Consider the following 26,622-nt stretch of genomic DNA (forward strand, 5'->3'; position numbering starts at 1 on the left):
CGCTTAAGCCCCTTGCTGCACGGTTGCGGCGGCGGGCGCGGCCTCGCCGCCCTCGGGCCGCCACTCGCCCTTTTCCTTCAGCCGGTCGGCGACTTCGCGCGGCATATAGGTCTCGTCGTGCTTGGCCAGAACCTGGCTGGCCTCAAAGGTGCGATCGGGGCGGAACGCCCCTTGCGCCACGATGCCCTGCCCCTCGCGGAAAAGGTCGGGCAGGTCGCCGTGATAGATCACCTGCGCCGTCGCCCCGTTGTCGGTGACGACGAAGGCGACCGAGCCGTCGGCCGCCTTGTGCACGCTGCCCGCCTCGACCAGACCGCCCAGGCGGATCATCTGGCCGGCCGGAACCTTCTGCGGCGTCACTTCCGAGGGGGAATAGAAGAAGGTCACATTGTCCTTCATCGCCCACAGCGACAGGCCGACGGCCAGCGCCAGCACGGGCGCCGCAGCGATGACGACCCACAGTCGGCGGCGCGCCTTCGGCGATTTGGGCAACCAGCTCATGTCAACGATCCGGGGATGGCGGAAAACACCGCCGCGTATAAGGCGGGAGCAAGGGCGGGCCAACGGCTCATCGGGCGGCCTCCGCCAGACGTTTCTGCAAGTCGGCGCGGCGCGGATCCGACGGCGCCAGCACGGCGATCAGCGGCGTCCACATGGCCTCGGCCTCGGCCCGGTCGCCGCGCGCCAGGGCGGCCTCGCCCAGATAGAAGCGCGCGCCCAACTGATCGGGGTCCAGCTTGACCGCCTGGCGGAAGGCCGCCTCGGCGTCGCCGTCGACCGCCCCGTCATTGGCCCGCACCAGGCTTTCGCCCAGCCGCGCCCAGCTCTGGGCGTCGTCCGGCTGGATGGCCAGGGCGCGGCGGAAGGCCGAGGCCGCGCCGATAGGGTCGCCAGCCTCGAACCGGGCGGCGCCCAGCATGGTCAACGCCAAGCGATCGTCCGGCCGGTCCTTGACCACCTGCCCCAGCACGGCCGCGACCTGCGCCGGCTCCAGCGCCTCGGGCGCAGAGGCCCATTCACGCACGCGCGTCTCATAGGCCTGATCCTTCATGCCCGGCGCGCCGAAGACGGCGTAGAGGCCCAGCGAAGCCGCCGCCGTCGCCGCGATCCCGCCCAGCACCCAATAGCGATCGCGCGCGCCCGCGACCGGACGGCGGTCTGCACGGCGGGCGGCCAGCAGACGGCGCCCCGCCTCGGCCCGCGCAGCGGTCCAGCCCGCCTCGTCCAGCAGGCCGCGCGCCTTCAGCCGGTCCAGCTCGGCCAGTTCGCGCGCGCCCGCGTCGCGGTCCGCCACGCTTTCGGCCTCGGCCCCGCGCCGGGCGGCGGACAGCACCGCCAACCCCGCCAGCGCGGTCACAAGAGCCGTCATGATCCAGAAGATCGTCATGGCCGCCGCTGTAGCGGATCAGGCGGCCGGAGGCGAGGCGCGCGACGCCGCACCTGACGCCATCAATCGCCGCCGCACCGTGCGCGCGGCCTCGCGCGCGCCGATCAGACCCAGAAGCTCGGCGGTCAGAATGATGCGCTTGCGCGCCGTCGCCTCGTCAGCGGCCTGGCCGTCGTTGAGCCGTTCCATGGCTTCGTCCGCCCAGGCGGCCAGACGGCCGGTCAGGGCCTCGGCCATCTGGCGGCGTTCCGCCTCGCAGCCGAACACAGCCGCCGGGCCACGCACCAGTCCCACCAGCGCCGACAGGGCCCGCGCGCGATCGGCGGCGGCGGCCTCGACCGCCCCGTCCAGCCGAGGCGCCGGGCGCGTCATGCGCCCGACCAGGGCGGTCCGCTCGACCGGCAGGACGGCGTCCACCGCCCGCTCGGCCGCGCTGAAGCGTTCGGACAGGCTGAGCGCCACCTTCAAGCGCGCCTGCCGCACCGCCTTGCCCCAGGCGCTGTCGGCCTTGAGCGGCAGGGCCATGTCGATCTCGGCCAGCGTCTCGGCGCACCAATCCAGGTCGGCCTTGAAGACGTCCAGCTCGGCCCCGCCTCCGGCAGGATCGAAGGCGGCCGCGTCCGCCGCACGCCGCGCCAGCGCCAGCAGGATGCGGTCGACGAACAGGCCCAGCTCGCTTTCTCCCAAGGCCGTCTCGGCGCTCAGTTCACGCCCGCCCGGCGCGGCCAAGGCGGCGACGCGCAGGATCAGCCGCGCGTCCTCCAGATGGGCGAAGATCATCTCCAGCAAGCGACTGGCGCCGTCGGGCGCGATCCCGGCGGCCTGGCGCAAGGCCAGCTTCAACTCGGCGGCCGCCTCCGGCCCCGAGCGGCCGATCCAGTTCGGCAGGTGGGGCAAGGCCCGCCGCGCCGTCGCCGCTAGGTCGAGACACGCCGCCAGCTCATGCGCCTGCGCGGTCTCCGACGCCGCATCCGGCCAGATCTCGCCCGCCCGATCGCGCAGGGCGAAGGCGGCGCTGAGACACAGGCGGTCGGCGATCATGCGCGACAGGTCATCGTCGCGATCCAGCTGAGGCAGCAGCTCCGGCTCGTTGCGGGTGGCGCTGCGCCACATCCGCCCCAACACCGCCGCTGGAAAACAGAGCCCCGGCAGACCGTCGGCGCGCGGCTGGAACAGGGGCAGCAGGGGCGCGAAGGCGATGTTGCGGCGACGCCGGTCCAGCGCCTCGACCTCGATCATGTCGCGCAACGCCGCCGCCCGGTCGCCCGCCATCGAGCCCGCCAGCCCCGAAAGCTGCGACAGGACCCGATCCGGGCACCGTTCGATCAGCTGGGCCAAGGCGGCCCTCTGGGCGACCGACAGGTCCGCCATCCCCACTCCTCCGACCGCACTGATTCCCGGCCTAAACGCCGAAGGTGCGCCGTCGTGGGTTAACAGGGGATTTGAGGCCTGTTCGACAGCATGGACAGGATCGCCCGCCCTTCGCCTGTGACGTCTCCACCGCCCGTTAAACGAACCTCGTTTCGTGTCCCTTGCAGCCGGATTTCAAACCAGCAGAATAGCTCTTTCTCTGGGTGCGATGGGTTGCAGGTCTGATGAAACCAGCCGTGTTGATGGTGGATGTCGATGGCGTCGTGGTGCGTCACCCCGATCCTGCTGGATGGTCCGCTCGCATCGAAGAAGACCTGGGCGTTCCCCGTGAGGCGCTGCAAGACCGCTTCTTCAAGCCGTGCTGGGACGATGTCGTTCACGGCCGCGCGCCCCTGCGGGATAGACTGGAGCCCGCGCTCGCGGAAATCGCGCCACACGTCAGTTACAGTCAGTTGATCCGCTATTGGTTTGAAGGCGACGCCCATCTGGACGAGGCCCTGCTGCTGCAACTCGCCGAGGTTCGAGCGTCGGGAACGCCTCTGCATCTGGCGACCGTCCAGGAACACGAACGCGCGTCCTATCTGTGGGATAGGCTCAGGTTTCGCGACCTGTTTGATGACATGCACTATGCCGCGCAGCTTGGCGTTTCGAAGCCGTCACAGGATTTCTATGCAGCGGTAGAGCAACGCGTGAACCTGCCCGCCTCAGCGATCGCCTTCATCGACGACAGCGAAAAGAACGTCGAAGCCGCACGTGCGCGCGGCTGGCGCGCGGCGCTCTGGACGCCCGGCGCAACACTCAGCACGCTCATTCCAGAACTGAGCGACTAGCCGCAACGTCTGCATACGCCCCATTGCTGACTTCGGTTCACGGCCCGTCGCGGACGTTACCCCGACGTAGCACCCGGGCCGTCTGGACATTCTATCAGCCTACGGCATGGTCACGCTCGGAGGACAGCTATGATTAGAAAACTATGTCTGATAACGGCGGCCCTCTTAGGCTCCTGCGGAGCCCAGCCTGATGAGCTTACGGTCTACACTCTTTATCGGTCGCCAGTTGTCGGCAACCATCATATCCACGTGGCGACGTTCGACGCTCTTGATGGCCAAGCCCATAATAAGAAGAACTGCGAAATTGTCGCTGGCCTCATGCAAGAGCAGCCTGGCGCGTTCGTTCAGTATTACTGCCGCGCAGGACGCGCCAATGGGGACATATTCCGCTAATTCTGATGTCCGCTTCCCACTCTATATGCTAACTTCGGTTCACGACCCGTTGCGGACGTTGGGTAAATCGCCTTAGCTGAGGGCATGCTAAGCGTCTACTCGATCACCACCCGCATTTTTCAGCTTTTGGGAGCCTTGGTACTTGCGGGGGCGGCCTTTCTAGCCGTCGCCTTCCTGCGCGATGGTGACAGGCTTGCTTCGCTATTCTGTGCAGCCGTGACCTTGGCTTGCGCCGCCTTCATCATCCTCGCAGGCTGGATGCGTAGGCGGATGAAGGCGTGGTCCGATAAGTTCCCACCTAGCGTCCGCTAACCACCCTTAAGCGAACTTCGGTTCACGACCCGTTGCGGACCCATTCAGTTTCCGCTTTCAGATGTACGCTGCAGAAAGGAAGGAATAGCGTCAGGTCATGGCAATTGACGATTATGACGGCGAAGCAGTTCTAAGTGGGTTTTGGCTTTACGATGGGACTGTGCGTACGCCTGTCAGGGTTATGAAGCGAAACTTCGACCGCGATCATGCTGACTATCTCGAAGAGATGGAGCATGTGCGACTTCAGCACAATTACGAAATGCCCCCTCCGCCGCCGCCTAAGTTGCCGGGGCCAGATGGTGTCTTCTATTACGTTCTAACGTCACCGGGATTCGAAACGATCAATAAGGCGAAAGCTTGGGCTGACAGCCAGCCTTGGGGGCCCGTCACATGGGACGAGGTCTAAGCCAGCATCCGCTTCCCACCCTTAGCCGACATTTCGGGCGATCCCGCGATACGCGCAGAAGAAGAAAGCACCTGCGCCCACAGCACCGGCGATGATGTGTACGCCCATACCTGCGACGAGGCTCGCCCAAGCGACATACGCTCCCGTGGCAGCTCCGATGAGCATCATCACGCCGTAGGGCAACGCACCGATCGCAGCTCCTGTCATGACAACAGCAAAGGCTGAGGGCTGATAACCAAGCCGAACGAGGAAGTAGGCTGGAAACGTGGCCGCGAAAGCAATTAGGCCAGCCGGAACGAGGCTGAGAAACGATAAAAGTAGAGCGTCATTCCAGAAGCCCAACAGCAACTGGCCCATGCCAAGTGCCACCAGAGCCAAGCCGATGCCAGAGACGACAGAAGCACAGACCGCTGCGAGGATTAAGCTCATGCTTAGCCGCGTCAGCCCGAGAGAAGAGTTGTCCATTCGGAGACGTTACACGCAACCCGTTGGTGTCTGCTAACCACCCCTAGCAGCTCTTCAGACTGACCGCTTCGGCGGCCCGCCTCACCCCTCGGCTGCGGGCAGCTCCAGCACTACCTTCAGGCCGCCCATGCTGCTGTCGCTCAGGGTGACGCGGCCGCCGTAGGCGCGGGTGAGTTCGTCGACGATCGACAGGCCCAGCCCGGTGCCGGGCGTGTCCTCATCCATGCGCGTGCCGCGTTTCAGGGCCGTGTCGCGCTGGTCGGCGGGCAGGCCGGGGCCGTCGTCCTCGACCACGGCGATCATCTGACCCGGCGTCGACGGCCCGGCCGAGATGCGGACCCGGCGCTTGCACCATTTGGCGGCGTTCTCGATCAGATTGCCGAAGATCTCCTGCAGGTCCTGGCGTTCGCCCAGGAAGGCCAGATCGTCGGGCGCGCGCCAGTCGATCTCGACGCCCTTGTCCTCGAAGACCCGCTCCAGCATCACGGCCATCTCGTCCAGCACCTCGGCCACGGCGGTGCGCTCGCCCAGGCCATGGGCGGCGCGGGCGGCGGCGCGGGCGCGGCGCAGGTGGTGGTCGACCTGGTCCTGCATCACCTTGGTCTGACGGCGGATCAGGTCCGGCAATGGCCCCTCGCGCGCTCCCGCCTCGGCCAGCATCACGGCCAGAGGGGTCTTCAGGGCGTGGGCCAGGTTGCCGACGTGGGTGCGCTGACGCTCCACCGTCTCCTGGTTGTGGGCCAGCAGGCGGTTGACCTGTTCGGCCAGGGGCTGGATCTCGACGGGATAGACGCCCTCGACCCGATGCGAGCGGCCCTGGCGCACGTCGGAAATCTCGTCGCCCAGGTCATAGAGCGGGCGCAGGCCCACCTGCACCTGGATGAAGACCGCCGTCACCAGCCCCGCCCCCAGCAGCAGCATGGCGATCCAGGTGACGGTGGCGAACTGGCGGGTGTCGGCGTCGACGTCCGAACGGTCGATCCCGGCGAAGAAGATCACCGGCCGATCGCGGCCGGGAAGCTGCTTCATGCTGGCGGCGATGCGCAGGGGCTCGCCCTTGGGTCCGTCCTCGGCGTTGTAGCTGATGGTCTGGCCGAAAGAAGAACGCAGCCGGTTGGTCAGGTCGAGGCCGTGTTCCAGCTCCGCCTCGCCCAGAGAGGCCGAGTGCGCCAGCACCTGCATTCCGCCGGTCGGCGTCGGCTCGGCCACCATCCAGTATTTGCCGGACAGCAGGCGCTGGGTGCGGGCGTCCTGAATCTCGCCGATGAAGACTTCGCCTTCGGGCGTGATGGTGGCGGCCACCACCGCCTCGTCGATGGTGTCGCCCAGGATGTTGCCTAGGCGGCGCAGGGCCGATTCCTGGAACACGGCGGTCAGCACCAGAGCTGCCGCCGCCAGGGCGATCAGGATCCACGCCGCCGCCAGCCAGATCAGCCGCCGCGTCAGCGAACGGCCGGGCCGCCCGAACCACCGACCCCACTGGCGCCGGTCAGTCTGAGCCTGGCCCATTGATTGGCCCGTCATGCGGCGCTCAGGCCGCGTCGCTCTCGCCGGCCAACGGCGACAGGCGATAGCCCAGGCCGCGCACGGTCTCGATGCGGTCGGCGCCGATCTTCTTGCGCAGGCGGCCGACGAAGACCTCGATGGTGTTGGAGTCGCGGTCGAAATCCTGATCGTAGAGGTGTTCGACCAGCTCGGTGCGGCTGATGACACGGCCCTGGTGCATCATCAGATAGTGCAGCAGGCGGTATTCCAGGCTGGTCAGACGCAGCGGCTCGCCGTTGACCGTGGCCCGCGCCGCGCGCGGGTCCAGACGCAGGCCGCCGCAGCTCAGCGTCGCCGCCGCATGACCGGCCGAACGGCGCAGCAGGGCGCGCAGGCGGGCCAGCAGCTCCTCGGTATGGAAGGGCTTGGTCAGATAATCGTCGGCCCCGGCGTCGAAACCCGCCACCTTGTCCGACCAGGCGCCGCGCGCAGTCAGGATCAGCACCGGCGTCGCCTTGCCCTCGCGGCGCCAGCGCTCCAGCACCGACACGCCGTCGATCTTGGGAAGCCCCAGGTCCAGCACCACCACGTCATAGGGTTCGGTGTCGCCCAGGAACCAGGCTTCCTCGCCGTCGGGCGCATGGTCGACGGCGTATCCGGCGTCGGTCAGGGCGGTCTTCAGCTGGCGCGACAGATCGACGTCGTCCTCGACAAGCAGCACCCGCATTCAGTCGTCCCCGCGAACCCGGCCGGACCGGCCGTCAACCTGGATGTCCGAGACGCGGCCGCCCGGATATTCCCAGCGCACCACATAGTCGCCGCCGCGCTCCTGGACGCCCAGCATTCGGCCCGGGCGGCCCGACTGGACGCGGCGCGCCACATCGCCAGGATTGGCGCGCGGGCCGCTGTCGCCGCGCGGCATGTCGCGCAGGCCTTGCCCCGGATAGTTCTGTCCGGAGTAGTTGCGGGGTTGCTCCCGGCGATCATCGTCGCGATCCCGGTCGCGGCCGCGCGACTGAGCCGCCGCGTCCGTCAACGGGACGAGGGCGATCAGGCCGGCCAAAAGAAGGGCTCGAATACGCATCATGGATCGCGGTTTAAACCAGGGCCTCTGAACAGCGGCTGAACACGCAGTCTACCGGCGTTCAGTCCAAAGAGGAACGTCGAGGGATGAAATCTCCGTCGCGGATTCACACGCGGAAAGCCCAGCATGACCACAATGTCACGCTGATGAACCCTATCTGAAGCGCGCCGTTCAGACGCGGCTCAGGCGCAAGGGGGTCATCTGGCGTCAACGCAACCCGATCGGTTGCGTCCAGACAAAGGAGCCCGACCATGGCCAAGTTCAAAACCCTGATGATCCCCGTCCTGGCCGCGACGACGGCCGCCGTCGCCCTCGGCGCCGCCCTGCCCGCCGCCGCCCAGTCCCATCGCCACGCTCCGGTCTATGAGAGCCGACACGACGGCTGGCAGTCGATCAACCAGCGAAAATACAATCTGGACCGCCGCATCGACCAGGGCGTCCACACCCGCCAGCTCAGCGTCCGCGAGGCCAGCCGCCTGAAGAACGAGCTGAACAGCCTGGTGCGGCTGGAGCGCGCCTATCGACACGACGGCCTGAGCCGCCGCGAACGCATGGAGCTGGACCGCCGCTATGACGCCCTGTCGGCCAAGGTCCGCTATGAGCGCCGCGACCACAACGGCCGCCGCTGGTAAGCCGACAGGCGCCGATCTTCGAGAGGCTGCGGGAGACATCCCGCAGCCTTTTTCGCGTCTGCTCCACTTAGAGAGGCAAGCGGACTGGAGGACGAAGCCCCGCCTGCCTATCTTGGCCTTATGTCCATCGCCCGTCTTGATAGTCGCGCCCTGATCCGCGTCAGCGGCCCCGACGCCCGCCCCTTCCTGCACAATCTGCTGACCCAGGATGTGGAGACCCTGCAACCGGGCGAACTTCGTTTCGGCGCCCTGCTGTCGCCGCCGGGACGGCTGCTGTTCGACCTGTTCATCTGGGGCGAGGAAGACGGCGTCGTGCTGGACGTCGCGGCCGAGCGGCGCGACGCGCTGGTCCAGCGCCTGTCGATGTACAAGCTGCGCTCCAGGGTCGAGGTCATGTCCATTCCCGACGCGGTCTTCGTCGCCTGGGGCGCGAGCATGTCCGACGGCTTCGTCGGCGACCCCCGCCTGCCTGACCTGGGCGGCCGCCGCTGGGGCGATCAGAGCGCGGCCGACGCGACCGAGGCCGACTGGCAGGCGCGCCGCCTGAGCCTAGGCGTGCCCGATCCGACCCAGGACGCCCTGATGGACAAGACCTATCCGATCGAAGCGGACTTCGACCTGTTGAACGGCATCGACTTCCACAAGGGCTGTTTCATCGGCCAGGAGACGACCTCGCGCATGAAGCGGCGCGGCACGATCAAGAACCGCATGATGGCCATCGCCTTCGACGGCCCCGCCCCCGAACGCGGCGCCGAGGTGCTGAACGGCGAACTGCGGGCGGGCGAAGTCATGACCGGCGCGGAAGGGCGGGCCATCGCCCTGATGCGGCTGGACCGCATGGACGGCGACCTGACCGTCGAGGGCCGCCCCGTGCGGGTCGAGAAGCCCGCCTGGATCCCTGATTTATAAGGCTGAATCCGACCAAACGGAAAATCTGCTTGTCGTGATGTAAAAGTCGCTTGACGCAAATGCGGCCTCATTAGTAAAGCTAACTTGTCAACACGACAGGGGAGCTTGTCATGAACACCGAGATCACCACCGCCGGCGCCGCCGTCGCCCGCAACAAGAAGAAGATGGACGACCTGACCGTCGCCCTGTGCGCCCTGACCGTGGTCGGGGTCAGCGCCACCGCCGCCACGCCGTTCTGGCCCGAAGCCTGGGGCCGCGCGCCATCGATCGGCGTCGTCGTCCTGGCCGCCGGACTGGCCGTCTTCCTGGCCCTGCATACCCTCTACTGGTGGCGCAGCCTGGATGAGGCCGCCAAGGAAGCCCACAAATGGGCCTGGTGGTGGGGCGGCAACCTGGGCTTCGTCGCCGGCGGCGCGGCCGTCGTCATCGCCGCCTTCGCAGGCGTGAACCTGCTGCCCGCCGCCGTGCCGCACACCGATGCGGCCCTGATCGCCCTGGGCGTCTTCGCCGCCTTGGCCGCCCAGGCCGTCGGCTACGGGATCGCCTGGTGCGGCTGGTGGATCGCCCGCCGATGACCAGCGCCTTCATCAACCGCCTCAAGGTCTTTCGCGCCGAGCGCGACTGGACCCAGGCCGACCTGGCCGAACGCCTCGGCGTCTCGCGCCAGACCGTCCAGGCGCTGGAGAAGGGCCGCTACGACCCGTCCCTGCCGCTGGCCTTCCGCATATCCCGCCTCTTCGGCCAGCCGATCGAAACCATCTTCATCGCCTGAGCCCGCCTGCCCTTCTCTTTCAATCGACACATCGAAATCCAAAGGACCGTCATCATGTTCAACCTGTTCTCGACCGCCGCCGACCGTTTCTCGGGCTTCGCCATGGGCGTCTGCGGCGCCCTGCTGATCAGCCTGGCCGTCCAGGCCGTGCCGACCTTCGGCCGCTCCGTCGAAACCCCGGCGACCGTCGCCCAGGTCGCCGTTAAGCTCACCGCGCGCTGATCCCTATCCACGTCTCGCCTACCCGCCGCCAGCCCCTGTGCTGACGAGCTTTCCGTCGCCCGCACCTGAGCTCGGCGACGCCTGAACCCCCGTACAATCCAAGGACACTGCAATGACCCTCGCTCACCGCATGGGCCGATCGGCCAACCATGTCTCGCGCTTCGCCGCCGGCCTTCTGGCGGCGCTGGCCGCCTCCGCCGTCCTGGCCGCCGCGCCCGGCGTCGCCCATGCCGAACAGGCTGCGCCAGCGGCCCCCGCCGGCGCCCCCATCCCCCGCGCCGAGGGCGCCGGACCGCCGCTGTGGGTGATCAAGGACGAGGACTCCACCGTCTATCTGTTCGGCACGATCCACTATCTGCGTCCCGGCACAGCCTGGGGCTCGGACAAGGCGGACGCCGCCTTCGCCGCCGCCGACCAGTTCTGGGTCGAGGTCGCGGACCAGGACGACCCTTCCCTCGTCGCCGCCGTCGCCCAGCAGCACGGCGTCACCCCCGATCGTCCCCTGTCGTCGATCCTGAGCGCCGAAGACTTCGCCGCCTTCGACAAGGCCGCCCAGGGCATCGGCGCCAACGGCGCGGCGCTGGACGCCTATCGCCCCTGGCTGGCCGCCTTCATGGTGGCCGGAACCGCCCCGATGCAGGCCGGCTATCGCCCCGAGGCCGGGGTCGACAAGACCCTGATGGAGCGCGCCCGCGCCGAGGGCAAAACCATTCACGGCTTTGAAACCGCCGACCGCCAGCTGCGCCTGATCGCCGGCATGAGCGAGGAGGCCCAGGTCGCCTATCTGAACAACTACGTCCGCAACGGCGGCCAGATCGTCCCCAAGCTGGACCAGACCGTCGCCGCCTGGCTCAAGGGCGATGTCGCCGAAGTCGGCCGCCTGAACCGCATCGACACCCGCGAGGTGCACGAGGACATCCACCGCGCCGCCCTGGTCGTCCGCAACGCCGACTGGACCGACCAGATCGAGACGATGATGAAGAGCTCCGGCTCGGCCTTCGTCGCCGTTGGCGTCGCCCACCTGGCCGATCAGGACAGCGTCATCGACATGCTGACCGCCCGCGGGTTCACGGTCGAGCGGTTGTAAGATCCAGCTTCCACCCTGCGCGAGGCCCGACGGAAACGTCGGGCCTTTTCGCTTGCCTCACCGGAACATTCCAGCAACATCGCACCATGACCGAATCCGAAAAGGCTGAAGGCCGCTGCGGCTGGTGCGGGACGACGGACCCGCTCTACATCGCCTATCATGACACCGAATGGGGCGTGCCCGAGTACGACGCCCGCGCCCTGTGGGAGAAGCTGGTGCTGGACGGCTTTCAGGCCGGGTTGGCCTGGATAACCATCCTGAGAAAACGTGAGGGGATGCGCGAGGCCTTCGACGGTTTCGACCCCGAGATCGTCGCCCGCTATGGCGAGGCGGACCGCGCCCGCTTGCTGGCCGACCCACGCATCATCCGCTCAGGCGCCAAGATCGACGCCGCCATCAACGGCGCCCGCATCTGGCTGGACATGAGGGACAGGGGCGAAGACTTCTCGGCATGGCTGTGGTCCTTCGTCGGCGGCAAACCGCTGGTGAACCAGTGGAGCCATTTCCGCGAAGCCCCGACCCAGACCGCCGAAAGCCTCGCCATGGCCAAGGCCTTGAAGGCGCGCGGCTTCAAATTCTGCGGCCCCGTCATCACCTACGCCTTCATGCAGGCGGTCGGCATGGTCAACGACCACCAGACGACGTGCTTCCGGCATGGGGAGGTGGGTGCGACAGGCAACTCAGAAACAGCGGTTAGTCTTCATTCCGCCCCATAAGCCGTCGCGCCGCTCGCTTTCCAAAATCCCAATAGGCGAGGTTGATCGCATAGATGGCCAGACTGATAGCGATCGCGAAGAAGAAGCCCATAATTATCATGATGGTAGAGATACGCCCCCAGCCTTGAAAGACCATGAGCGCCCAGATCAGCAGGCCCCACGCGAGTACGGCGCGACGCACCCAGACCCTGACTTGTTTTTCACCCTCACTGAGTTCAGCCGCTGGCGGCTTGGGTGGCCGTTGCTGAACGACGATCTCAGAAGCGGCCTTTTGTTCCAAGCGACTGATGCGTTCATTCAGATCGGCAAAGCGATCATCACGTTTCGTGGTCATGACCAGACACTAGCAAGCGTTCGAGAGACCGCCACTATGTCTTCCGAGAGAGAAAATAATGGTGACGGTGGCGCGCGCTTCATAGCGTCCAATACGACCACCTCGCAGTACGCTACCGACCAGACGACCACCTTCCGCCCCGCGCCCGTTCATGGCACTGACGCGCGATGACTGCGTCCAAAGCCTCCGCCAAATCTGACCGCCCCTTCCCCACCCTGATGCTGGAGCTTGAGGCGCGCGCGACCTGGAACGGCCATGTCTGCGGCGTGGACGAAGCGGGGCGCGGGCCGTGGGCCGGGCCGGTGTCGGCGGCGGCGGTGATCCTGAACCCGGACGATCTGCCGCCGGGCATCGACGACTCCAAGGCCCTGACGGAGAAGCGCCGCGCGGCGCTGGAGCCGCTCATCAAGAGCCGCGCCCTGGCCTGGGGCGTCGGCTTCGCCTCGGTCGAGGAGATCGACGAGCTGAATATCCTGCACGCCACGGGCCTGGCCATGCGTCGGGCGATTGAGGCGCTGGCCCATCCGCCGGTGCACGCCCTGGTGGACGGCAATTATCGGTTCAAGCTGCCCTGCCCCGTGACGCCCGTGGTCAAGGGCGACAGCCTGTCCTTGTCCATTGCGGCGGCGTCGATCCTGGCCAAGACGGCGCGCGATCGGCTGATGATCGAGATGGAAGCGACCTATCCGGGCTACGGCTTCGCCAGCCACAAGGGCTATAACGCCCCCATCCACCAGAAGGCGTTGCAGACGCTCGGCCCCTGCCCCGCGCACCGGCGCAGCTGGGCGCCGATCAAGGCGCTGCTGGACGCCGCCTAAGCGAAAATCAGACGGACAGGGCGCCGCCCAGCAGCATTCCCATCAGGCCCGCCGCGATCGCGCCGATCAGCAGGATGGTCCAGCTGTCCAGACCCCGCCCGCGCCGAGGCGACGGGCGGGCCGGACGCGAGGTTTCAGGCTGAGCGTCGAAACCACGGGCGTCAAAGCGGGAAGTAGGGGGAGGAAGACTGGAAAGCGTACGCATACGGCCAAAACGGCCCGCGCCCGGCTTTCGTTCCCGTCAGGCGGCGACCGGCAGTTCGACCGGCTGCTGCGTCACCACGAACAGATACTCCACATTCCTCAGCCGCCCGACGGAGCCCACCTTCTGACCCTTCAGATTGTGGATGCCGATGCGGGCGCCGACGTAGCGGGGACGCGGGATCTCGACCACCTGAACGTGGCCGCGCGCTGACAGCATGGCCGTCAGCTCGTCGCGGCTCAGATAGCCCTCGTCGTTGAAGCTGACGATCAGGTTCGGCGCCTTCAACCGCTCGATGACGGTCTGCAGGGCGGGGCCGATGCCAGGGCGGCTGTTGAAGGCGGACTTGCGCGTCTTCACATCCACCCGCTTGCGCGCCACGCCATAGGTTTCCGGCTTGTCCCACAGCACCAGGCTTTCCCAGCAGTGGTAGTTGCCGAGGTAGGAGTGCTGGTTATAGGGCGGGTCCAGATAGACGAGGTCGGCTTCGACCTCAGCCGCGATCTCGACCGCGTCGCCGTGCGTCGCCACGCATGGTCCCGCCGCCACGCCGGGCAGCAGGTCCGGCAGGCGCAGCTCCAGCGGCTTCAGCGCGCGCGGCGCCCACTGCTTCATGAAGGCCATCTGCAGGCCCGCCGTGGAATCCACCCGGTCAGCCGCCTCCATCAGGGCGACCAGGACGACCGCCTTCAGTTCCGGCTCCAGCTCCATGACCTCGATCCGCTCGCGCATGGCGTCGATGCGGGCGCCGTTGTCGGGGTGGAAGAAGCGGGCCTCCTGACAATAGGTGCGGGTGAACCAGCCCGGCGCAGGCGCCACGGCGCGCAGTTCAGCCAGCACCGCCTCGGCCTTGTCGGCCCAGACCTCGCGGTCAGCCTGGACATAGGCCGTGGCGAGCGCATGGGCGTAGGCGTTGTGATCATTGGACCAGACGCGGAACCCCTCGCGCTTCAGCGCGTGGCCCACGCGCGCGGTGCCGGAGAACAGGTCGCAGACCGTCCCGCCCTGCGGCTGAGCCGCCCGCACCGCACCGATCACCTGGCCCAGAAGCGCGCGCTTTGAGCCGATGTATTTGATCATTCCGCCCCGTCAGGTTTTGCGGGCGCGCTTCGCCCCGTGTTCGTGCCGGGGGGCAGCATGGGCCGGAGCATGGGCCAGACGCAACAGATTCGCCGCGCCCGGCGCGCCGAAGGGCGTTCCGGCCAGGATCAGGATGCGCTGCCCCGGCTCAGCCAGGCCATAGAGCATTGCCGCCTCGACCGCATCATCGGTCAGGCCTTCCAGCGAGGTCGGCTGTTCGCCCAGACGCGGCTCCAGCCCCCAGACCAGGGCCAGACGACGCGCCGTCTCAGGCTTGGGCGTCAGGGCCAGAACCGGCTGCAACGGCCGCTCGCGCGACATCCGCCGCGCCGTGCCGCCCAAGGTGGTGAACACCACCATGCAGGCGGTCGAGGACGCCTCGGCCGCCTTGCGCGCCGCGGCGACCAGGGCGTCGACGTCGTCGATGTCCATGCCCGCATGTTCGGCGTCCATCAGACCCGGCCACAGGGGGTCGCGCTCCACCCGCTCCATGATGCGGTTCATGATGGCGACCGCTTCCAGCGGATAGTCGCCCGCCGCCGTCTCGGCTGACAGCATCAAGGCGTCGGCGCCCTCATAGACGGCGTTGGCCACGTCGGAGGCCTCGGCGCGCGTCGGAGCGGGGGCGCTGGTCATCGATTCCAGCATCTGGGTGGCGACGATGGCGGGAACGCCCCGCTGGCGGGCGGCGCGCAGGATCTTCTTCTGGGCGACCGGCACTTCCTCGGGGTCCATCTCGACGCCCAGATCGCCGCGCGCGACCATGACGCCGTCGCAGTAGTCGAGGATGCTCTCGAGGTCGTTCAGGGCCTGGGGCTTTTCGATCTTGGCCAGGCAGGCGGCCTGACCGTCGACGATCTGCTTCAGCTCGGCCATGTCCTCGGCCTTCTGGACGAAGCTGAGGGCCACCCAGTCGACGCCGAGGCGAAGCGCAAAGGCCAGATCCTCGCGGTCCTTGGGCGTCAGGGCCGACACGGGAATGACCGCCTCGGGCACCGCCACCCCCTTGCGGTCCGACAGCTTGGAGCCGCTCTCGACCGTGACGTCGCACCACTCGTCGGTGCGCTCGCCCACGCGCAGCCGCACCCGGCCGTCGTCCAGCAGAAGCAGCATTCCAGGGCGCAGCGCCTTGAAGATTTCCGGATGCGGCATCTGCACCCGCGTTTCGTCGCCCAGCGCCGGATTCAGATCGAAGCGCATCTGGTGGCCCGGCTTCACCTCGATCTCGACGTCGGCGAAGCGGCCCAGCCTCAGCTTGGGCCCCTGCAGGTCGGCCAATACGCCCAGCGGCCGCTTCAGCGCCATCTCGGCCCCGCGCACCGCCTTGAAGGCGGCGGCGTGATCGTCGTGCGAACCGTGGCTGAAGTTCAAGCGAAAGACGTCCACCCCGGCCTGGGCCAGCGCCTTGACCGTTCCCGGCGCGCGGCTGGCGGGTCCAAGGGTCGCGACGATGCGCGCGCGGCGGGCTCTTTGCATGAACGGGTTTCCTCTGATGGCTCTGACGGCCGGCGCCTCCCCTCAGAAGCGCTTCTCAGCCCCTTGTGCCAATGAAATGCGGGAGGCGTAAGGCCGCCTCCCGACATGGAAACACGAGTTTATGGCCGCGAAACACGAAGTTATGGCGGCCGACCGTCTTATTTCGTCTCGCAGCGGCCCTTGGCGAACTGCGGCAGGTCCATGCAACGGCCGTCGATCGGGGCGTCCGGCGTGACGCCGATCAGATTGGCCAGGGTCGGGGCGATGTCGATGGTCCGCATCGGCAGGAAGCGCTCCTGCCCCTCCGCGCCCGGCCACCAGAAGACGATGGGCACGCGGCGGTCGTAATCCCAGGGCGAACCGTGGCTGGAGATGGCGCCGCCGACGCGGCCCTGGCCGGTCAGGCCTGGCTGCCAGGCGCGCAGGATGTCGGGCGAACGGCCCGCCACCGCCGACAGACGCAGGCGCTCGCGCACATTGAGATCCTCGGGATTGATCGAGTTCGGCGCCGGCTCGGCCAGCAGTTCATCGCGGGCGACGGCCAGGGCCACCTGCGGCTCGGCGTTCAGCAGTTCCAGAGCGGCGGCCAGCACCTGCGAACGCAGCGGCTCCGGCAGGGATTTGCGGTCCTTGTCGACGATGACGAAGCCGCCCGCCGACGACACCACGGGATCGGCGTCCAGGCCGAACCGGGCCTTCAGCGCCGCATTGACGCGCGGCTGCAGGGTGCGATCCACCCGGCCCGCGTTGGGATAACCCTCGACAGCCGTCCGCTCGGGGAAGTCCGAACCGCCGTGGTCGGCCGTCAGCACCACGATGGCGCCGCCCGGAACGGTCGACAGCTTGTCCAGGAAGGCGCCCAGGGCCGCATCGAGGCGCAGCATCTGTTCGCACATCTCAGGCCCCTGGGTGCCGTAGCTGTGGCCGATGCGGTCAGTGGCCGACAGGCTGACGCCCAGCATGTCCGTGACGCCGCGACGACCCAGTTGCTGGCGGTCCATCAGTTCGATCGCGCCCTCGATGGTCAGCTCGTCCAGGATGGGCGAGTTGTCGAGACGGAAGTTGGCCGGCGGCACCTTGGAATCGAAGGTCTGGCCCGCGATGGTCCACTGCCCTTCCAAACGACGGCAGGCGGCGTTGGAATAGGTCCAGCTGGGCGCCTGGCGGGTGAAGCGGTCGATCATCCGCGCGTTCAGGGCCGCCACCGGCGCCAGGCGCGCTTCGGCCGACTGACCCGGCTCGACATAGGTGGTGAAGCCGAAGTTGTCCGTCAGCCAGAAGGCGCCGTCGCCCTTGTGCCCGGCCAGGTTGATGGCGCCGCGATCCTTGCCCGACACGCCGTAGACGCGGCTTTCAGGGCTGACGGCCTTCAGCCAGTCGCCCAGGGTCGAGGCGCTCAGCTGGCCCGGGCCGACCGGGCCGTTGTCGGTGTTCTTGCCGTGGGCCAGGGTGTTCTGCGGCGCGGCCAGGCAATAGGTTTCCTGCCCGGTCGTCGTGTCGATCCAGTCATTGGCCGGGATGCCGCTGCGCGCCGGATGGGCGCCGGTCAGCACGGTCGAGTGGCCGGCGCAGGTCACGGTCACGCCGTGGGTCTGATAGCCGTTGATCGAGACCATGCCCTGATCGGCCAAGGTCTTCAGCCCGCCGGTGAACTGGCTGCGGTACTGGTTGAACAGATTGGCGCTGAGCTGGTCGACCACCACGGTGACGATCAGCGAGGGCGTGGGCCGCTCGGCTGCCGGCGCCAGTGCGGGCGCCGTCGTCTCCGCCGCCTGCGCGGCTCCGCTCATGGCGACGAGCCCGAGGGTCAGGCCCAGGGCGGAGGCGAGAAGGCGGCTGCGGATCATCGGGAACACCAAGCGAAGCAGAAAGTCGTCAAATCCCTACGCCGCCGCCATGACGGGGCCAAGACAGCGCAGCTATGAAAAGGGGGCCGCAGCCCCCTTCGGCGTCAGATCATCGGCTCGCCGCGTCGATGCGCGTCCAGCCACTCCCGGAAGAAGGCGCGGGCGATGAAGGCCAGCACGCCCGCGACGATGACGGGCCACATCAGAACATAGACGGTAAGCCAGAAGGGGGTCATGGCGATCTCCGGTTAGCGGGACTGAGGAAGTTGCGAGCCTGTCCGGGCCACGGCGGGCGCGGCGGCTGCCTCGGCGTCGGCCTCGTCGAAGTCGCCGGTCATGCGGGCGATGCGCGAGAAGTCGAAGCCGGTCCGGTTGGACAGGGACATGGCGGTGCAGACCACGGTGCTGACGGCATAGGCGATCAGCGAGCCGCTGAGCACGGCGTAGTCATGCAGGAAGCCGATGGCGAAGGGCGCGACAAGCAGGGCCGCCGCCACGCCGACGATCCGCGCGGGCCGAGCGCCGAAGAAGCCGAACACCATCAAGCCCGCGACCACGCCCACCCCGACCACGGCGACTGCGTCGAAGACATAGCCGACCGCGCCGTCCATCGGGATCCAGCCGAACCGCACCGGGAAGAAGATCGCCAGCGCCGCCAGCACCGAGACGGTGAAGGCCCTGTTGGTGACCTTCTCCCAATAGAAGCTGGCGATGACGGGGAAGACCAGCGCGCCCCAGATGGCGCCGACCAGGACCAGCAGGTCCAGGATGTTCATCCGCGCCCCGGCGAAATAGAGAGCGGTCCCGGTGGCGATGACCATGGTGGCTCGCCCCACAGTCAACATCAGGCGCGGATCGGCCTTGCGCTTGCCCGCCCGGCCATAGACGTCGGCCATCATGATCGACGACAGGGCCGACAGGTCGGAGTCCGCCGTCGAGGCCAGAGACCCGATGATCATGATGAAGAAGACGCTGAGCAGCACCGGCCCGAAATAGGTTCCAGCCAGTTGCGGGATCAGGTTGTTGAGGTCGCCTTCCATCGGATTGATCCCGGCATACAGCGCCACAACGCCCAGCATGCCGATGCCGATGATGGTGGCGCCATAGCCGACGGTGGCGGTGATGAAGGTCGGCTTGATCAAGTCCTCGCGCACGGCGAACAGACGCTGGGCGATGGTCTGGTTGCCAATGGCGTAGGCCAGGACGGCGGCGATATAGGGCGCGCCCTGGTTCAGGAAGGCGTCGGACGAGAAGAAGCTGGTCTGTTGCGGCGTCAGGTTGGACGCGCCTTCAACGAAGACGGCCGGGCCGCCCATGGCGAAGAAGATGGCCGGGATGACCACGATCACGGCGCCCAGCATGGCGCACACCTGGATGAAGTCGGTCAGCACCGAGGCGCGGAAGCCCGACCACAGGGTGTAGAGCAGCACGCCCCCGGCGATGACGACGACACCCTGGCTGAAGCTGAACGGCGTCAGCATGGCGATCAGGGCGCCCCCGGCGATGAAGTTCGAAGTCAGGCTGATGACGCTGCCCAGGACGTTAGAGCCCGCCAGCATCAGTTGGCTGGACCGGCCGTGCCGGGCGTACATGACCTCGGCCAGGGTGTGGGCGCGCGGCGCCACGGCGCGGATGCGGCGGCCATAGGGGTAGATGAACAGGATCATCAACGCCCCCCACAGCCCATAGTGGATCGGCCCCGATATGCCGTAGACGTAGCCCGAGGTGGCCGAAGCGTACATCGACGCCGCCCAGATCCAGGTCGCCGTCATCGAGGCGGCCGAGACCCCCAGGCCGATGCCGTTCCCGGCGGTCATATAGGCGTCGGCGTTTTCCTTGCGTCGGCTGATCCGCAGCGAGATCAGCATGGTCAGGCCAAAGAACAGCACCAGCAGGCCGATCGTCAGCGGCCCGCCCAGTTGTTGAAGTTGTACGTCGTCCACGCGCGCCTGCGCTCCTGTCTCTCTAACATCCGGCGAGCCCCGGCCCGCCATCCGCGCAGCCGTAAGAACGCCGCCGCGCACAGCGGCGCAGACAGACGAGATGTCACGGTTGCCTTCGCGCCCGACATGAAAGCCAGGCGCAATGAACGGCGCATCAAACGCGCCAGCGCGGCTCAACCCCTCAAGCCGCGACGAGACAGCCTAATACATCAACAGCGAAGCTGAGATAAAGTTTTTGTGCAGCGCGAAAGACTTGACAGAATTCAGGTCAATTTCAGCCAGGTGAAAGAGATTTGACCATAAATTATAACATACACTCTCAAGAGCGATAAAAATCAACTAAAGCGATATTAATGTATATCTATACTTTATACGCAAAAAATACACACGACCGATCAAGAATTCGCTCCCATGTGAAAACTGCATTCATCGACATCACACACTATGGAATGCAGGAATGCGACGGCGACAAGGGCGCGCGCGTTAAAGGTTCTGAGCTCCGGACCGCACTTGGCCGAAGACGCAAAAACGCCTGCGTCCAGGAACGCAGGCGTGGAAACGGCCTCACTGGGCCAAGGCCCTCAAGGGCATGCGCCGGATCAGGTCCGGCCGAAGATGGTGCGAGCGGCGGGGGTCGAACCCGCAAGACCAAGGTCGGCAGATTTTAAGTCTGCTGCGTCTACCAGTTTCGCCACGCTCGCGGCGCGCGCCTCAGCGCTTCGCCTCCTGTGCCGCACGGGCGGCCCGGAAGTCCACATCGGAATCGGCGATCAGGCGCACCAGGGCCGCCCAGGCGGCGACATTCTGGGTCATCTGGGCCCGGTCGATCTTGTCCAGGGTGTCGTCAGCCGTGTGGTGCAGATCGAAATAGCGCGTGCCGTCCTGGCGCAGGCCGAAGACCGGAACGCCCGCCCGCGCCAAGGGGCCGATGTCGACCCCGCCGAACAGCTCCGCCTCGCCCGGCAGGACGCCCAGCGGCCGCAGAACGCGCTCGGCGATCTTGGCGAAGTCCGTGTTCTGCGAACCGGGCGGCAGGCCCAGGGCGTAGACGCGATCGGCGCCGAAATCGCTCTCGCCGGCGACGACGTGCTTCTCCACGTCCGCGCCGATGTTGCGGACATAGGCGCCGCCGCCGTTGCCGTGGTCGGTCGGCTGGGCCACCTCTTCGGAGCCGTAAAGCACCACACGGATCGTGCGCGCCGGTCGGCCCTGCTCGGCGATCAGCTTGGCCGCGGCCAGGGTGATGGCGCCGCCCGCCGCATCATCGATGGCGCCGGTGCCCAGATCCCAGCTGTCCATGTGCGAGCCCAGAACGATGATCTCGTTCGGACGCGACGCGCCGACGATGTCGCCCATCACGTTCTGGCTGTGGGTCTCATAGGTGTGGGCGGTGGATTTCAGGCGCAGGCGCACTGTCTCGCCCATGCCGACTAGGCGCGCGATTTGATCGGCGTCCGGTGCGCTGAGCGCAAAGGCGGGCAGCGGCACCTTGCCCTCGACATAGCGGGTGGTGCCGGTGTGCGGCATCCGGTGTTCGTCCGATCCGGCCGAGCGCATGACGAAGGCGACCGCGCCGCGCTTGGCCGCCTCGGTCGGGCCGACGCCGCGAATGCGCGACAGGGGGCCGTAGCCCGAGCCGTCCTGCATCCGCACCATCTGACCGCCGTCGACCACGGCGATCTTGCCGGTCAGCGAACCGGCCGGCGCGGCCAGCAGGGCGTCCAGACCGTCGAAGAAGACGACCTCGGCCTCGACGCCTTCAGCCGGCGTGGCGATGGAATGGCCGAGCGCGGCGGCGACCAATTTCTGCGGGCGTGCGCCCAGGATCTCGGCGCTTTCCTCGCCCCGCTCCCAGCCGATCAGGGGGAACTGCTCGATGCGAACGTTCTGGAAGCCATGGGCGCGCATATAGTCGGCAGCCCAGGCGGAGGCGTCCTGCTCGGCGCGCGAGCCCGCCGGGCGCGGGCCGAAGCGGGTGGTGATCTGGGTGACGTAGTCGAGGGCGATATTGCCCTTCAGCGCCTGGTCGCGCACCTGTTCGGCGGCGCGAATGGCGCCGGCGTCCTGCGCCAGAACCGGCGTAGCGACAAGGCCGAGCGCCAATGCGCTGGCCGCCATCAGACGGATATTGAACGACAAGAGCGCCTCCCAGACTCAAACGACAGGCGCGGACCCTAGCGGGCGAAGACTGCGACTGAAAGTCTCAGCTTCGCCGCCAGGCGGGAATCACTCGCCCTTGATGAAGGGCTCGACCGGGCCTTGCAGCTTGACGGTCAGGGCCTTGCCGCGACGGTCGACGCGGTTGCCGACGGCCAGGCGGACCCAGCCTTCCGAGACGCAGTATTCCTCGACGTTGGTCTTTTCCTCGCCCTTGAAGCGGATGCCCACGCCGCGCGCCAGCAGTTCGGCGTTGTGGAAGGGGCTGTCGGGATCGACCGAGAGGCGGTCAGGCAGGGCGTCGGACATGGAAAGGTCTCGCGAAAAATCGAAGCGGGCTGAATAGCCGCGCAAGGCCTGTGCGACAACCGTCGCCTATTGCACCGACTGGCGCGCGGCGGCCGGAGCGTCGGCGGGGGCCGCCGTATAGGGACGCGGGCCGGTCTCGGCGGGCGTCGGCGCCTTGGCCGCAGGTTGAGCCGCCGGGCGGGCGGCGGGGCGGTTGGCGGCAGGCGTCGGCGTGCGACGCGGCGCGGTCGGTTGAGCCGCGCGGGCCGGAGCGGGCGCAGGGGCGGCGGCGGGCTGGGCCGCCGGTTGAGCGGCAGGCGTCGGCGCGGGCGCGGCCTCGGCGGGCGCCGAAGCGGCGGCGGCGCGGGCGGCGTACTGCTGGGCCTGGAAGCGTTTGGCCAGCTTTTCGGTCAGTTCGCGGGCGGCCGCGGGCTGCATCTGGGCCATGATGGCGGCCAGGGTGCGCGGACGCATGGCCGAGGCGACCGGCAGACGCACGCTGTCGTCCAGGGTGGCGAAGACGGCCGCCGCCTCCTTGGGCCGCATGGCGGAATAGACGGCGACCAGACGATCAGCCTCGGCCTTTTCCTTCTCGTCGACCTGGCCGACCAGGGCGCTGATCTCGCCCTTGAGGGCCTCCAGCGCCTGCAGTTTGGCGTCCAGCTTCTGCTCGGCGGCGACCATCAGCGGCAGGGTGGTGGCGAAGTCCGCGTCACGCGCGTCCAGCTGGTCACGGCGCTTGGACAGGGACTGGATGATCCGAAGCTCAGCCGGAGAAATCCCCGCCTGCTGGGCCAGTTGCTCAGGCGACAGGGCGCAGACGGCGGGAGCGGGCTTAGGCGCGGGCCTGGCCCCCTCGCCTTCTCCGGCGACGGCTTCCTGAGCCCAGGCGGTCGCGCCCTGGAACAGCTCCGGCGCCACGCCCGCGGCGCGCACGGCCACGACGCCGCCGATGGCGACGGCGATCAGGGGCAGAAGGCGGGGCAGCTTGCTCATCGGTCAAACTCAGGAAAGGCGCCCTCAAGTCGTCCGGCGCCGCGCGTCGGACATAGGGCAAAAAAGATGCGTCCCCCCTCAAGTCGCCTGACGCCGCGCGTCAGGCATAGGGGCTCTTAGAATCAAGCAGCGAAAAGGTCGTCGTCCAGACTACGGCGGGCGCGGTTTAGGCTCTGTTGCGCAGCATGGTTAGCGGCCAGGGCCTGCATCACCGGCGAGGCGCGCTCCGGCGCGGGCGCAGGCTTCGACGACGGCGCCTTCATGACCGCGCGAGCGCCCTCGATGCGCTCCATCAGCGAGGCCATGCGGCGCGCGCGCGCCTCGTCGTCCAGCAGAGGCGCGACCGAAGAGGTGCGGACAGGTTCCGCCTCGGCCTCGATCATCGCCTCCATGCCGGCCAGCGTCTTGGCGGCGGCGCGGCGTTCGTCCTCGCGCGTTTCAATACGGCTGTCAGCCGAGCGGGCGGGCGCGCGGGCGATCAGCACCTCCAGCTCCTGCTTCACGGCGCGGGCCTTGATGATGCGGTCATGCAGCAGGTCCGTCTCCTGGCCCGAGGCGCGCAGGGTGGCCAGCGCCTGTTCGGCGCGTCCGGCGGCGCTGTTCAGCTCGGTCACGGCGGCGGCGAAGGCCAGTTGGCCCTCGCGCAGGGTCTTGAGCTTGCGCTCCAGCTTGATGCCGTAGCCGATGGCCGCGACCAGCAGCAGCATGAGGATGGAGTCGAGGATGATGCCGGTCATGTCAGCTGTTCTCCCTGGCGAGGCGGGCGGCGGCGTCGGTGCTGATGGGGCCTTCGACGCGGACGGCGATGTGCTGGCCCTTGCGACCCATGCGGCCGGTGGTCAGCGGAATGGAGCCCGCCCGCACCGACACTTCGGACTCGGGCGTGACGTTCAGCATCAGGGTGTCGCCGACCTTCAGGTCCAGCACCTTGGACAGGGGCATCTGCTGCTCGTCCAGCACGCAGCGCACCTCGGTCTCGGTGGTCCAGAGTTCGGTGGCCAGGTGGCCTTCCCAGATGTTGTCGCGGCCGAACTTCTCGCCCATGAACTGCTGCAGCAGCATCTTGCGGATGGGCTCCAGCGTCGAATAGGGCAGCAGCAGCTCGACCCGGCCGCCGCGATCTTCCATGTCGATGCGCAGCTTGACCAGAATAGCGGCGTTGGCCGGGCGCGCGATGGCGGCGAAGCGCGGATTGGTCTCAAGCCGGTCCAGGTTGAAGTGGACGGGGGTCAGCGGTTCGAACGCCTGACGCGCATCGTTCAGGATGACCTCGACCATGCGCTGCACCAGCACCCGTTCGATGGTGGTGTAGGGCCGCCCCTCGATCCGCAGGGCCGCCGTGCCGCGACGCCCGCCCAGCAGAACGTCGACAATCGAATAGATCAGGTTGGAATCGACCGTCAGCAGGCCGTAGTTGTCCAGCTCCTCGGCCCGGAACACCGCCAGAATGGCCGGCAGCGGGATGGAGTTCAGATAGTCGCCGAAACGGATGGAGCTGATGGTGTCGAGGCTGACCTCGACGTTGTCGGAGGTGAAGTTGCGCAAGGACGTCGTCATCAACCGCACCAGGCGGTCGAAGACGATCTCAAGCATCGGCAGGCGCTCGTAGGACACCAGGGCCGAGTTGATGATGGCGCGGATGCCGCTGCGTTCGGAGTCGTCCCCGCCGCCCATGTCGAAGCCGAGCAGGCTGTCGATCTCGTCCTGGTTCAGCACCCGTTCGGACAGCCCCGCGCCCAGGTCGGCGCCGAGATCGTCGCTCAGCCCGGCGTCGCCGCCGAAGGGGTCCAGTTCCGTCTCGGGGGCCAGGGCGTCGGTCATGACTACTGGACCAGCATTTCTTCGATCAGCACGGCGTCGACCTTGCCCGGCGCAGCGATCAGATTGACCCGGCGCAGGATCTCGGCGCGCAGCTGATACGACCCGGCCGACCCGGCCAGATCCTCGGGCCGCAGTTCGCGCAAGAAGCCCTGGAACATGTCCTGCATGCGCGGGGCCTCGGCCTGAAGGTGCGAGGCGACGGCGGCGTCCTTCGTCTCCAGCGTCAGGCGCAGCTTCAGATAGGTCGGGCGTCCGTCGGCCGACTGAATGTTCACGATCATGTCGGGCAGGGTGTAGAAGGTCACGCCGTCGGGACCGGCTGCGATCTTGCCCGCGCCCTCGGGCGCCGCCTCGCCTTCCCCGCCGCCGTGGCCGCCGCCCTCCTTCTTGCCCTTCTTCTCTTCCTTGGCCGGAGCCGCGTGGTCGCCCGCCGCCTCGGCGGGTTTGGGCTTCATCAGCAGGAAGGCCGTCGCGCCGCCGCCGCCCAGCACTACCAGGGCCGCCGGAATGATGATGAACAGCAGCGGAATCTTCTTCTTGGCGGGCGCGGCTTCGCCGTCCTCGCCCTCAGCGCCGGGCGCGCCGTCGCTCACGGCGGGCAGGTTCGCGTCGTCGCCGGTCGGCGCTTCGCTCTTCTTCTTGCCCAGCTTCAGTTTCAGCATGCGTAAGCCGCCCCGATCCTCACATGCCGGGTGTGGCCCTGTTTTGGTTAACGAGGCGTTTACAATCGGCAAATCCTGCCGGGCGCCGCAGGAGCGAAAACCGCTCAAACCCCCATTCCACGGGCGTTAACCCTGTTGGCACGGTCGTTGCGACGGGAAACGGCGAAAGGAGCCGCCTCGTGGAAAACGCCGCCTATATCGGACTGTCGCGCCAGATGACGCTTCGCCGCGAGCTGGACATCGTGGCCAACAATGTCGCCAACGCCGACACGACCGGCTTCAAGGTCGAACAGCTGATGGTCGGGACCGAAGTGGGCCAGCGCGCCCGCAACGACGCCATCCGCCCCTCGGCCAGCTTCGTGCTGGACAAGGGCGTGGGCCGCGACTTCGGCCAGGGCACGCTGAAGCAGACCGGCCGGGAGCTGGACTTCGGCATCGAGGGCGAAGGCGCCTTCTTCACCGTGCAGACGCCGAACGGCCCCGCCTATACCCGCGACGGCGCCTTCGTGACCGACCCGGACGGGCGGCTGACAACCAAGCAGGGCCTGCCGGTCCTGGCCGACGGCGCCGAGATCGTGCTGGATCCGCAGCGCGGTCCCGCCAGCGTCGGCCACGACGGCACCATCAGCCAGGAGGGCCAGCCCGTCGGCCGCCTGACCGTGGTGCGCTTCGACGCCCTGTCGGTGCTGCAGAAGTCCGGCGACGGCCTGTACCGCAACGCCTCCAACGCCCAGCCGATGGACGCGACCGACGCCCAGGTCCGCCAGGGGATGCTGGAAGGGTCGAACGTCAACACCCTCGTGGAAATCACCAACCTCATCGAGATCAGCCGCGCCTATGAGCGCGTGACCAAGATGATCGAAAACGCCAACGACCTGTCACGCCGCTCCGTCGAGCGGCTGGGCCGGGTTTCGTAAGGGAGAGCTG

General features: G+C 67.7%; 30 protein-coding genes and 1 tRNA gene. 10 read left to right on the forward strand and 21 right to left on the reverse strand.

Going from position 1 to position 26,622, the window contains the following annotated elements; all coding sequences use genetic code 11:
- Nucleotides 1-3: 3 nt before the first annotated feature.
- The 3 genes from ccmE to FM111_RS11105 form a co-directional block, all read right to left on the reverse strand.
- Entirely contained in the window at nt 4-501 is a 498-nt protein-coding gene (gene ccmE, locus FM111_RS11095) for a cytochrome c maturation protein CcmE (RefSeq protein ID WP_087140996.1), read from the reverse strand.
- 67 nt (nt 502-568) lie between these two features.
- Nucleotides 569-1,387, reverse strand: coding sequence for a c-type cytochrome biogenesis protein CcmI (gene ccmI / locus FM111_RS11100; RefSeq protein WP_087140997.1), 819 nt, complete (start codon nt 1,385-1,387; stop codon nt 569-571).
- Nucleotides 1,388-1,405: 18 nt separating this feature from the next.
- Nucleotides 1,406-2,758, reverse strand: a complete 1,353-nt coding sequence (locus FM111_RS11105; RefSeq protein ID WP_087140998.1) for a hypothetical protein — start codon at nt 2,756-2,758, stop codon at nt 1,406-1,408.
- Nucleotides 2,759-2,982: 224 nt separating this feature from the next.
- Here FM111_RS11105 and FM111_RS11110 point away from each other — a divergent pair, with 224 nt between their 5' ends.
- A complete protein-coding gene (locus tag FM111_RS11110; protein WP_087140999.1) occupies nt 2,983-3,588 on the forward strand; it encodes an HAD-IA family hydrolase in 606 nt (201 codons plus the stop codon).
- A 1,132-nt stretch (nt 3,589-4,720) separates the two neighbouring features.
- Here the strand turns inward: FM111_RS11110 and FM111_RS11120 are convergent.
- From FM111_RS11120 to FM111_RS11135, 4 genes are all read right to left on the reverse strand, one after another.
- Nucleotides 4,721-5,164: a hypothetical protein gene (locus tag FM111_RS11120; RefSeq protein ID WP_087141001.1), complete on the reverse strand. Its 444-nt coding sequence runs from the start codon at nt 5,162-5,164 to the stop codon at nt 4,721-4,723.
- 81 nt (nt 5,165-5,245) lie between these two features.
- Entirely contained in the window at nt 5,246-6,688 is a 1,443-nt protein-coding gene (locus FM111_RS11125) for a sensor histidine kinase (RefSeq protein ID WP_087141002.1), read from the reverse strand.
- Nucleotides 6,689-6,695: 7 nt separating this feature from the next.
- A complete protein-coding gene (locus FM111_RS11130) occupies nt 6,696-7,376 on the reverse strand; it encodes a response regulator transcription factor (protein WP_087141003.1) in 681 nt (226 codons plus the stop codon).
- Nucleotides 7,377-7,736, reverse strand: coding sequence for a hypothetical protein (locus FM111_RS11135; protein WP_087141004.1), 360 nt, complete (start codon nt 7,734-7,736; stop codon nt 7,377-7,379).
- A 248-nt stretch (nt 7,737-7,984) separates the two neighbouring features.
- On the opposite strand from FM111_RS11135, the gene FM111_RS11140 reads away from it, so the two are divergent.
- The 7 genes from FM111_RS11140 (at nt 7,985) to FM111_RS11165 (ending at nt 12,071) form a co-directional block, all read left to right on the forward strand.
- Nucleotides 7,985-8,365, forward strand: coding sequence for a hypothetical protein (locus tag FM111_RS11140; RefSeq protein ID WP_087141005.1), 381 nt, complete (start codon nt 7,985-7,987; stop codon nt 8,363-8,365).
- A gap of 120 nt (nt 8,366-8,485) precedes the next feature.
- Nucleotides 8,486-9,274 (forward strand): CAF17-like 4Fe-4S cluster assembly/insertion protein YgfZ, encoded by a 789-nt coding sequence (gene ygfZ / locus FM111_RS11145; RefSeq protein WP_087141006.1) that lies wholly within the window; start codon nt 8,486-8,488, stop codon nt 9,272-9,274.
- Between the two features lie 110 nt (nt 9,275-9,384).
- Nucleotides 9,385-9,849 carry a hypothetical protein gene (locus FM111_RS11150; RefSeq protein WP_087141007.1) on the forward strand — a complete coding sequence of 155 codons (465 nt, stop codon included), beginning with the start codon at nt 9,385-9,387 and terminating at the stop codon, nt 9,847-9,849.
- The gene (locus FM111_RS11155; protein ID WP_087141008.1) at nt 9,846-10,046 is read left to right on the forward strand and encodes a helix-turn-helix transcriptional regulator; all 201 of its coding nucleotides are present in this window, start codon (nt 9,846-9,848) and stop codon (nt 10,044-10,046) included. The genes FM111_RS11150 and FM111_RS11155 overlap by 4 nt, the downstream gene beginning before the upstream one ends.
- A 54-nt stretch (nt 10,047-10,100) precedes the next feature.
- Entirely contained in the window at nt 10,101-10,268 is a 168-nt protein-coding gene (locus FM111_RS16385; protein ID WP_179205083.1) for a hypothetical protein, read from the forward strand.
- Between the two features lie 112 nt (nt 10,269-10,380).
- Nucleotides 10,381-11,355, forward strand: coding sequence for a TraB/GumN family protein (locus FM111_RS11160; protein ID WP_087141009.1), 975 nt, complete (start codon nt 10,381-10,383; stop codon nt 11,353-11,355).
- 86 nt (nt 11,356-11,441) lie between these two features.
- Nucleotides 11,442-12,071 (forward strand): DNA-3-methyladenine glycosylase I, encoded by a 630-nt coding sequence (locus FM111_RS11165; protein WP_087141010.1) that lies wholly within the window; start codon nt 11,442-11,444, stop codon nt 12,069-12,071.
- Here the strand turns inward: FM111_RS11165 and FM111_RS16220 are convergent.
- Nucleotides 12,049-12,405: a hypothetical protein gene (locus FM111_RS16220; RefSeq protein ID WP_143276100.1), complete on the reverse strand. Its 357-nt coding sequence runs from the start codon at nt 12,403-12,405 to the stop codon at nt 12,049-12,051. The genes FM111_RS11165 and FM111_RS16220 overlap by 23 nt on opposite strands.
- 167 nt (nt 12,406-12,572) lie before the next feature.
- On the opposite strand from FM111_RS16220, the gene FM111_RS11180 reads away from it, so the two are divergent.
- The gene (locus tag FM111_RS11180) at nt 12,573-13,223 is read left to right on the forward strand and encodes a ribonuclease HII (RefSeq protein WP_373407975.1); all 651 of its coding nucleotides are present in this window, start codon (nt 12,573-12,575) and stop codon (nt 13,221-13,223) included.
- 7 nt (nt 13,224-13,230) lie between these two features.
- Here the strand turns inward: FM111_RS11180 and FM111_RS11185 are convergent, their stop codons facing one another.
- From FM111_RS11185 to FM111_RS11240, 13 genes are all read right to left on the reverse strand, one after another.
- Nucleotides 13,231-13,428, reverse strand: coding sequence for a hypothetical protein (locus tag FM111_RS11185; RefSeq protein WP_087141014.1), 198 nt, complete (start codon nt 13,426-13,428; stop codon nt 13,231-13,233).
- Between the two features lie 36 nt (nt 13,429-13,464).
- Complete coding sequence (locus FM111_RS11190; protein WP_087141015.1) at nt 13,465-14,505, reverse strand: DNA adenine methylase; 1,041 nt, start codon at nt 14,503-14,505, stop codon at nt 13,465-13,467.
- Nucleotides 14,506-14,514: 9 nt separating this feature from the next.
- Nucleotides 14,515-15,981 (reverse strand): pyruvate kinase, encoded by a 1,467-nt coding sequence (pyk, locus tag FM111_RS11195; protein WP_087141016.1) that lies wholly within the window; start codon nt 15,979-15,981, stop codon nt 14,515-14,517.
- 158 nt (nt 15,982-16,139) lie between these two features.
- Nucleotides 16,140-17,828 carry an alkaline phosphatase family protein gene (locus FM111_RS11200; RefSeq protein WP_087141017.1) on the reverse strand — a complete coding sequence of 563 codons (1,689 nt, stop codon included), beginning with the start codon at nt 17,826-17,828 and terminating at the stop codon, nt 16,140-16,142.
- 104 nt (nt 17,829-17,932) lie between these two features.
- Nucleotides 17,933-18,064, reverse strand: coding sequence for a putative transporter small subunit (locus FM111_RS16465; RefSeq protein ID WP_218779206.1), 132 nt, complete (start codon nt 18,062-18,064; stop codon nt 17,933-17,935).
- Nucleotides 18,065-18,076: 12 nt separating this feature from the next.
- Nucleotides 18,077-19,771 (reverse strand): sodium:solute symporter family protein, encoded by a 1,695-nt coding sequence (locus FM111_RS11205; RefSeq protein ID WP_087141018.1) that lies wholly within the window; start codon nt 19,769-19,771, stop codon nt 18,077-18,079.
- Nucleotides 19,772-20,387: 616 nt separating this feature from the next.
- A tRNA-Leu gene (locus FM111_RS11210) sits at nt 20,388-20,472 on the reverse strand.
- Between the two features lie 10 nt (nt 20,473-20,482).
- Nucleotides 20,483-21,889, reverse strand: a complete 1,407-nt coding sequence (locus FM111_RS11215) for a M20/M25/M40 family metallo-hydrolase (protein WP_087141059.1) — start codon at nt 21,887-21,889, stop codon at nt 20,483-20,485.
- A 108-nt stretch (nt 21,890-21,997) separates the two neighbouring features.
- Nucleotides 21,998-22,237 (reverse strand): DUF3297 family protein, encoded by a 240-nt coding sequence (locus FM111_RS11220; RefSeq protein ID WP_087141019.1) that lies wholly within the window; start codon nt 22,235-22,237, stop codon nt 21,998-22,000.
- Nucleotides 22,238-22,303: 66 nt separating this feature from the next.
- A complete protein-coding gene (locus FM111_RS11225) occupies nt 22,304-23,212 on the reverse strand; it encodes a MotE family protein (protein ID WP_087141020.1) in 909 nt (302 codons plus the stop codon).
- A gap of 122 nt (nt 23,213-23,334) precedes the next feature.
- Nucleotides 23,335-23,949 carry a DUF6468 domain-containing protein gene (locus FM111_RS11230; RefSeq protein WP_087141021.1) on the reverse strand — a complete coding sequence of 205 codons (615 nt, stop codon included), beginning with the start codon at nt 23,947-23,949 and terminating at the stop codon, nt 23,335-23,337.
- Between the two features lies 1 nt (nt 23,950).
- Nucleotides 23,951-25,033, reverse strand: a complete 1,083-nt coding sequence (gene fliM / locus FM111_RS11235) for a flagellar motor switch protein FliM (RefSeq protein WP_087141022.1) — start codon at nt 25,031-25,033, stop codon at nt 23,951-23,953.
- A gap of 2 nt (nt 25,034-25,035) precedes the next feature.
- On the reverse strand, nt 25,036-25,695 hold the full coding sequence (locus FM111_RS11240) for a flagellar basal body-associated FliL family protein (RefSeq protein ID WP_087141023.1): 660 nt from the start codon (nt 25,693-25,695) through the stop codon (nt 25,036-25,038).
- Between the two features lie 179 nt (nt 25,696-25,874).
- On the opposite strand from FM111_RS11240, the gene flgF reads away from it, so the two are divergent.
- Complete coding sequence (flgF, locus tag FM111_RS11245; RefSeq protein ID WP_087141024.1) at nt 25,875-26,612, forward strand: flagellar basal-body rod protein FlgF; 738 nt, start codon at nt 25,875-25,877, stop codon at nt 26,610-26,612.
- Nucleotides 26,613-26,622 lie beyond the last annotated feature (10 nt).

The sequence above is a fragment of the Brevundimonas diminuta 3F5N genome (genome assembly GCF_900163625.1).
Classification (GTDB): domain Bacteria; phylum Pseudomonadota; class Alphaproteobacteria; order Caulobacterales; family Caulobacteraceae; genus Brevundimonas; species Brevundimonas diminuta_A.

What these genes read in the sequence shown, in the direction of transcription:
- FM111_RS11185 (WP_087141014.1), bottom strand. Translation starts at nt 13,428, where the DNA reads ATGCGTACGCTTTCCAGTCTTCCTCCCCCTACTTCCCGCTTTGACGCC.
- FM111_RS11225 (WP_087141020.1), bottom strand. Translation starts at nt 23,212, where the DNA reads ATGAGCAAGCTGCCCCGCCTTCTGCCCCTGATCGCCGTCGCCATCGGC.
- FM111_RS11180 (WP_373407975.1), top strand. Translation starts at nt 12,573, where the DNA reads ATGACTGCGTCCAAAGCCTCCGCCAAATCTGACCGCCCCTTCCCCACC.
- FM111_RS11150 (WP_087141007.1), top strand. Translation starts at nt 9,385, where the DNA reads ATGAACACCGAGATCACCACCGCCGGCGCCGCCGTCGCCCGCAACAAG.
- FM111_RS11155 (WP_087141008.1), top strand. Translation starts at nt 9,846, where the DNA reads ATGACCAGCGCCTTCATCAACCGCCTCAAGGTCTTTCGCGCCGAGCGC.
- FM111_RS11165 (WP_087141010.1), top strand. Translation starts at nt 11,442, where the DNA reads ATGACCGAATCCGAAAAGGCTGAAGGCCGCTGCGGCTGGTGCGGGACG.
- FM111_RS11110 (WP_087140999.1), top strand. Translation starts at nt 2,983, where the DNA reads ATGAAACCAGCCGTGTTGATGGTGGATGTCGATGGCGTCGTGGTGCGT.
- pyk (WP_087141016.1), bottom strand. Translation starts at nt 15,981, where the DNA reads ATGCAAAGAGCCCGCCGCGCGCGCATCGTCGCGACCCTTGGACCCGCC.
- FM111_RS11230 (WP_087141021.1), bottom strand. Translation starts at nt 23,949, where the DNA reads ATGACCGGCATCATCCTCGACTCCATCCTCATGCTGCTGCTGGTCGCG.
- FM111_RS11130 (WP_087141003.1), bottom strand. Translation starts at nt 7,376, where the DNA reads ATGCGGGTGCTGCTTGTCGAGGACGACGTCGATCTGTCGCGCCAGCTG.
- FM111_RS11220 (WP_087141019.1), bottom strand. Translation starts at nt 22,237, where the DNA reads ATGTCCGACGCCCTGCCTGACCGCCTCTCGGTCGATCCCGACAGCCCC.
- FM111_RS16220 (WP_143276100.1), bottom strand. Translation starts at nt 12,405, where the DNA reads ATGACCACGAAACGTGATGATCGCTTTGCCGATCTGAATGAACGCATC.
- FM111_RS16465 (WP_218779206.1), bottom strand. Translation starts at nt 18,064, where the DNA reads ATGACCCCCTTCTGGCTTACCGTCTATGTTCTGATGTGGCCCGTCATC.
- ccmI (WP_087140997.1), bottom strand. Translation starts at nt 1,387, where the DNA reads ATGACGATCTTCTGGATCATGACGGCTCTTGTGACCGCGCTGGCGGGG.
- FM111_RS11125 (WP_087141002.1), bottom strand. Translation starts at nt 6,688, where the DNA reads ATGACGGGCCAATCAATGGGCCAGGCTCAGACTGACCGGCGCCAGTGG.
- FM111_RS11120 (WP_087141001.1), bottom strand. Translation starts at nt 5,164, where the DNA reads ATGGACAACTCTTCTCTCGGGCTGACGCGGCTAAGCATGAGCTTAATC.
- ygfZ (WP_087141006.1), top strand. Translation starts at nt 8,486, where the DNA reads ATGTCCATCGCCCGTCTTGATAGTCGCGCCCTGATCCGCGTCAGCGGC.
- FM111_RS11200 (WP_087141017.1), bottom strand. Translation starts at nt 17,828, where the DNA reads ATGATCCGCAGCCGCCTTCTCGCCTCCGCCCTGGGCCTGACCCTCGGG.
- FM111_RS11215 (WP_087141059.1), bottom strand. Translation starts at nt 21,889, where the DNA reads ATGGCGGCCAGCGCATTGGCGCTCGGCCTTGTCGCTACGCCGGTTCTG.
- FM111_RS11160 (WP_087141009.1), top strand. Translation starts at nt 10,381, where the DNA reads ATGACCCTCGCTCACCGCATGGGCCGATCGGCCAACCATGTCTCGCGC.
- fliM (WP_087141022.1), bottom strand. Translation starts at nt 25,033, where the DNA reads ATGACCGACGCCCTGGCCCCCGAGACGGAACTGGACCCCTTCGGCGGC.
- FM111_RS11105 (WP_087140998.1), bottom strand. Translation starts at nt 2,758, where the DNA reads ATGGCGGACCTGTCGGTCGCCCAGAGGGCCGCCTTGGCCCAGCTGATC.
- FM111_RS11140 (WP_087141005.1), top strand. Translation starts at nt 7,985, where the DNA reads ATGGCCAAGTTCAAAACCCTGATGATCCCCGTCCTGGCCGCGACGACG.
- FM111_RS11135 (WP_087141004.1), bottom strand. Translation starts at nt 7,736, where the DNA reads ATGATGCGTATTCGAGCCCTTCTTTTGGCCGGCCTGATCGCCCTCGTC.
- FM111_RS11240 (WP_087141023.1), bottom strand. Translation starts at nt 25,695, where the DNA reads ATGCTGAAACTGAAGCTGGGCAAGAAGAAGAGCGAAGCGCCGACCGGC.
- ccmE (WP_087140996.1), bottom strand. Translation starts at nt 501, where the DNA reads ATGAGCTGGTTGCCCAAATCGCCGAAGGCGCGCCGCCGACTGTGGGTC.
- FM111_RS16385 (WP_179205083.1), top strand. Translation starts at nt 10,101, where the DNA reads ATGTTCAACCTGTTCTCGACCGCCGCCGACCGTTTCTCGGGCTTCGCC.
- FM111_RS11190 (WP_087141015.1), bottom strand. Translation starts at nt 14,505, where the DNA reads ATGATCAAATACATCGGCTCAAAGCGCGCGCTTCTGGGCCAGGTGATC.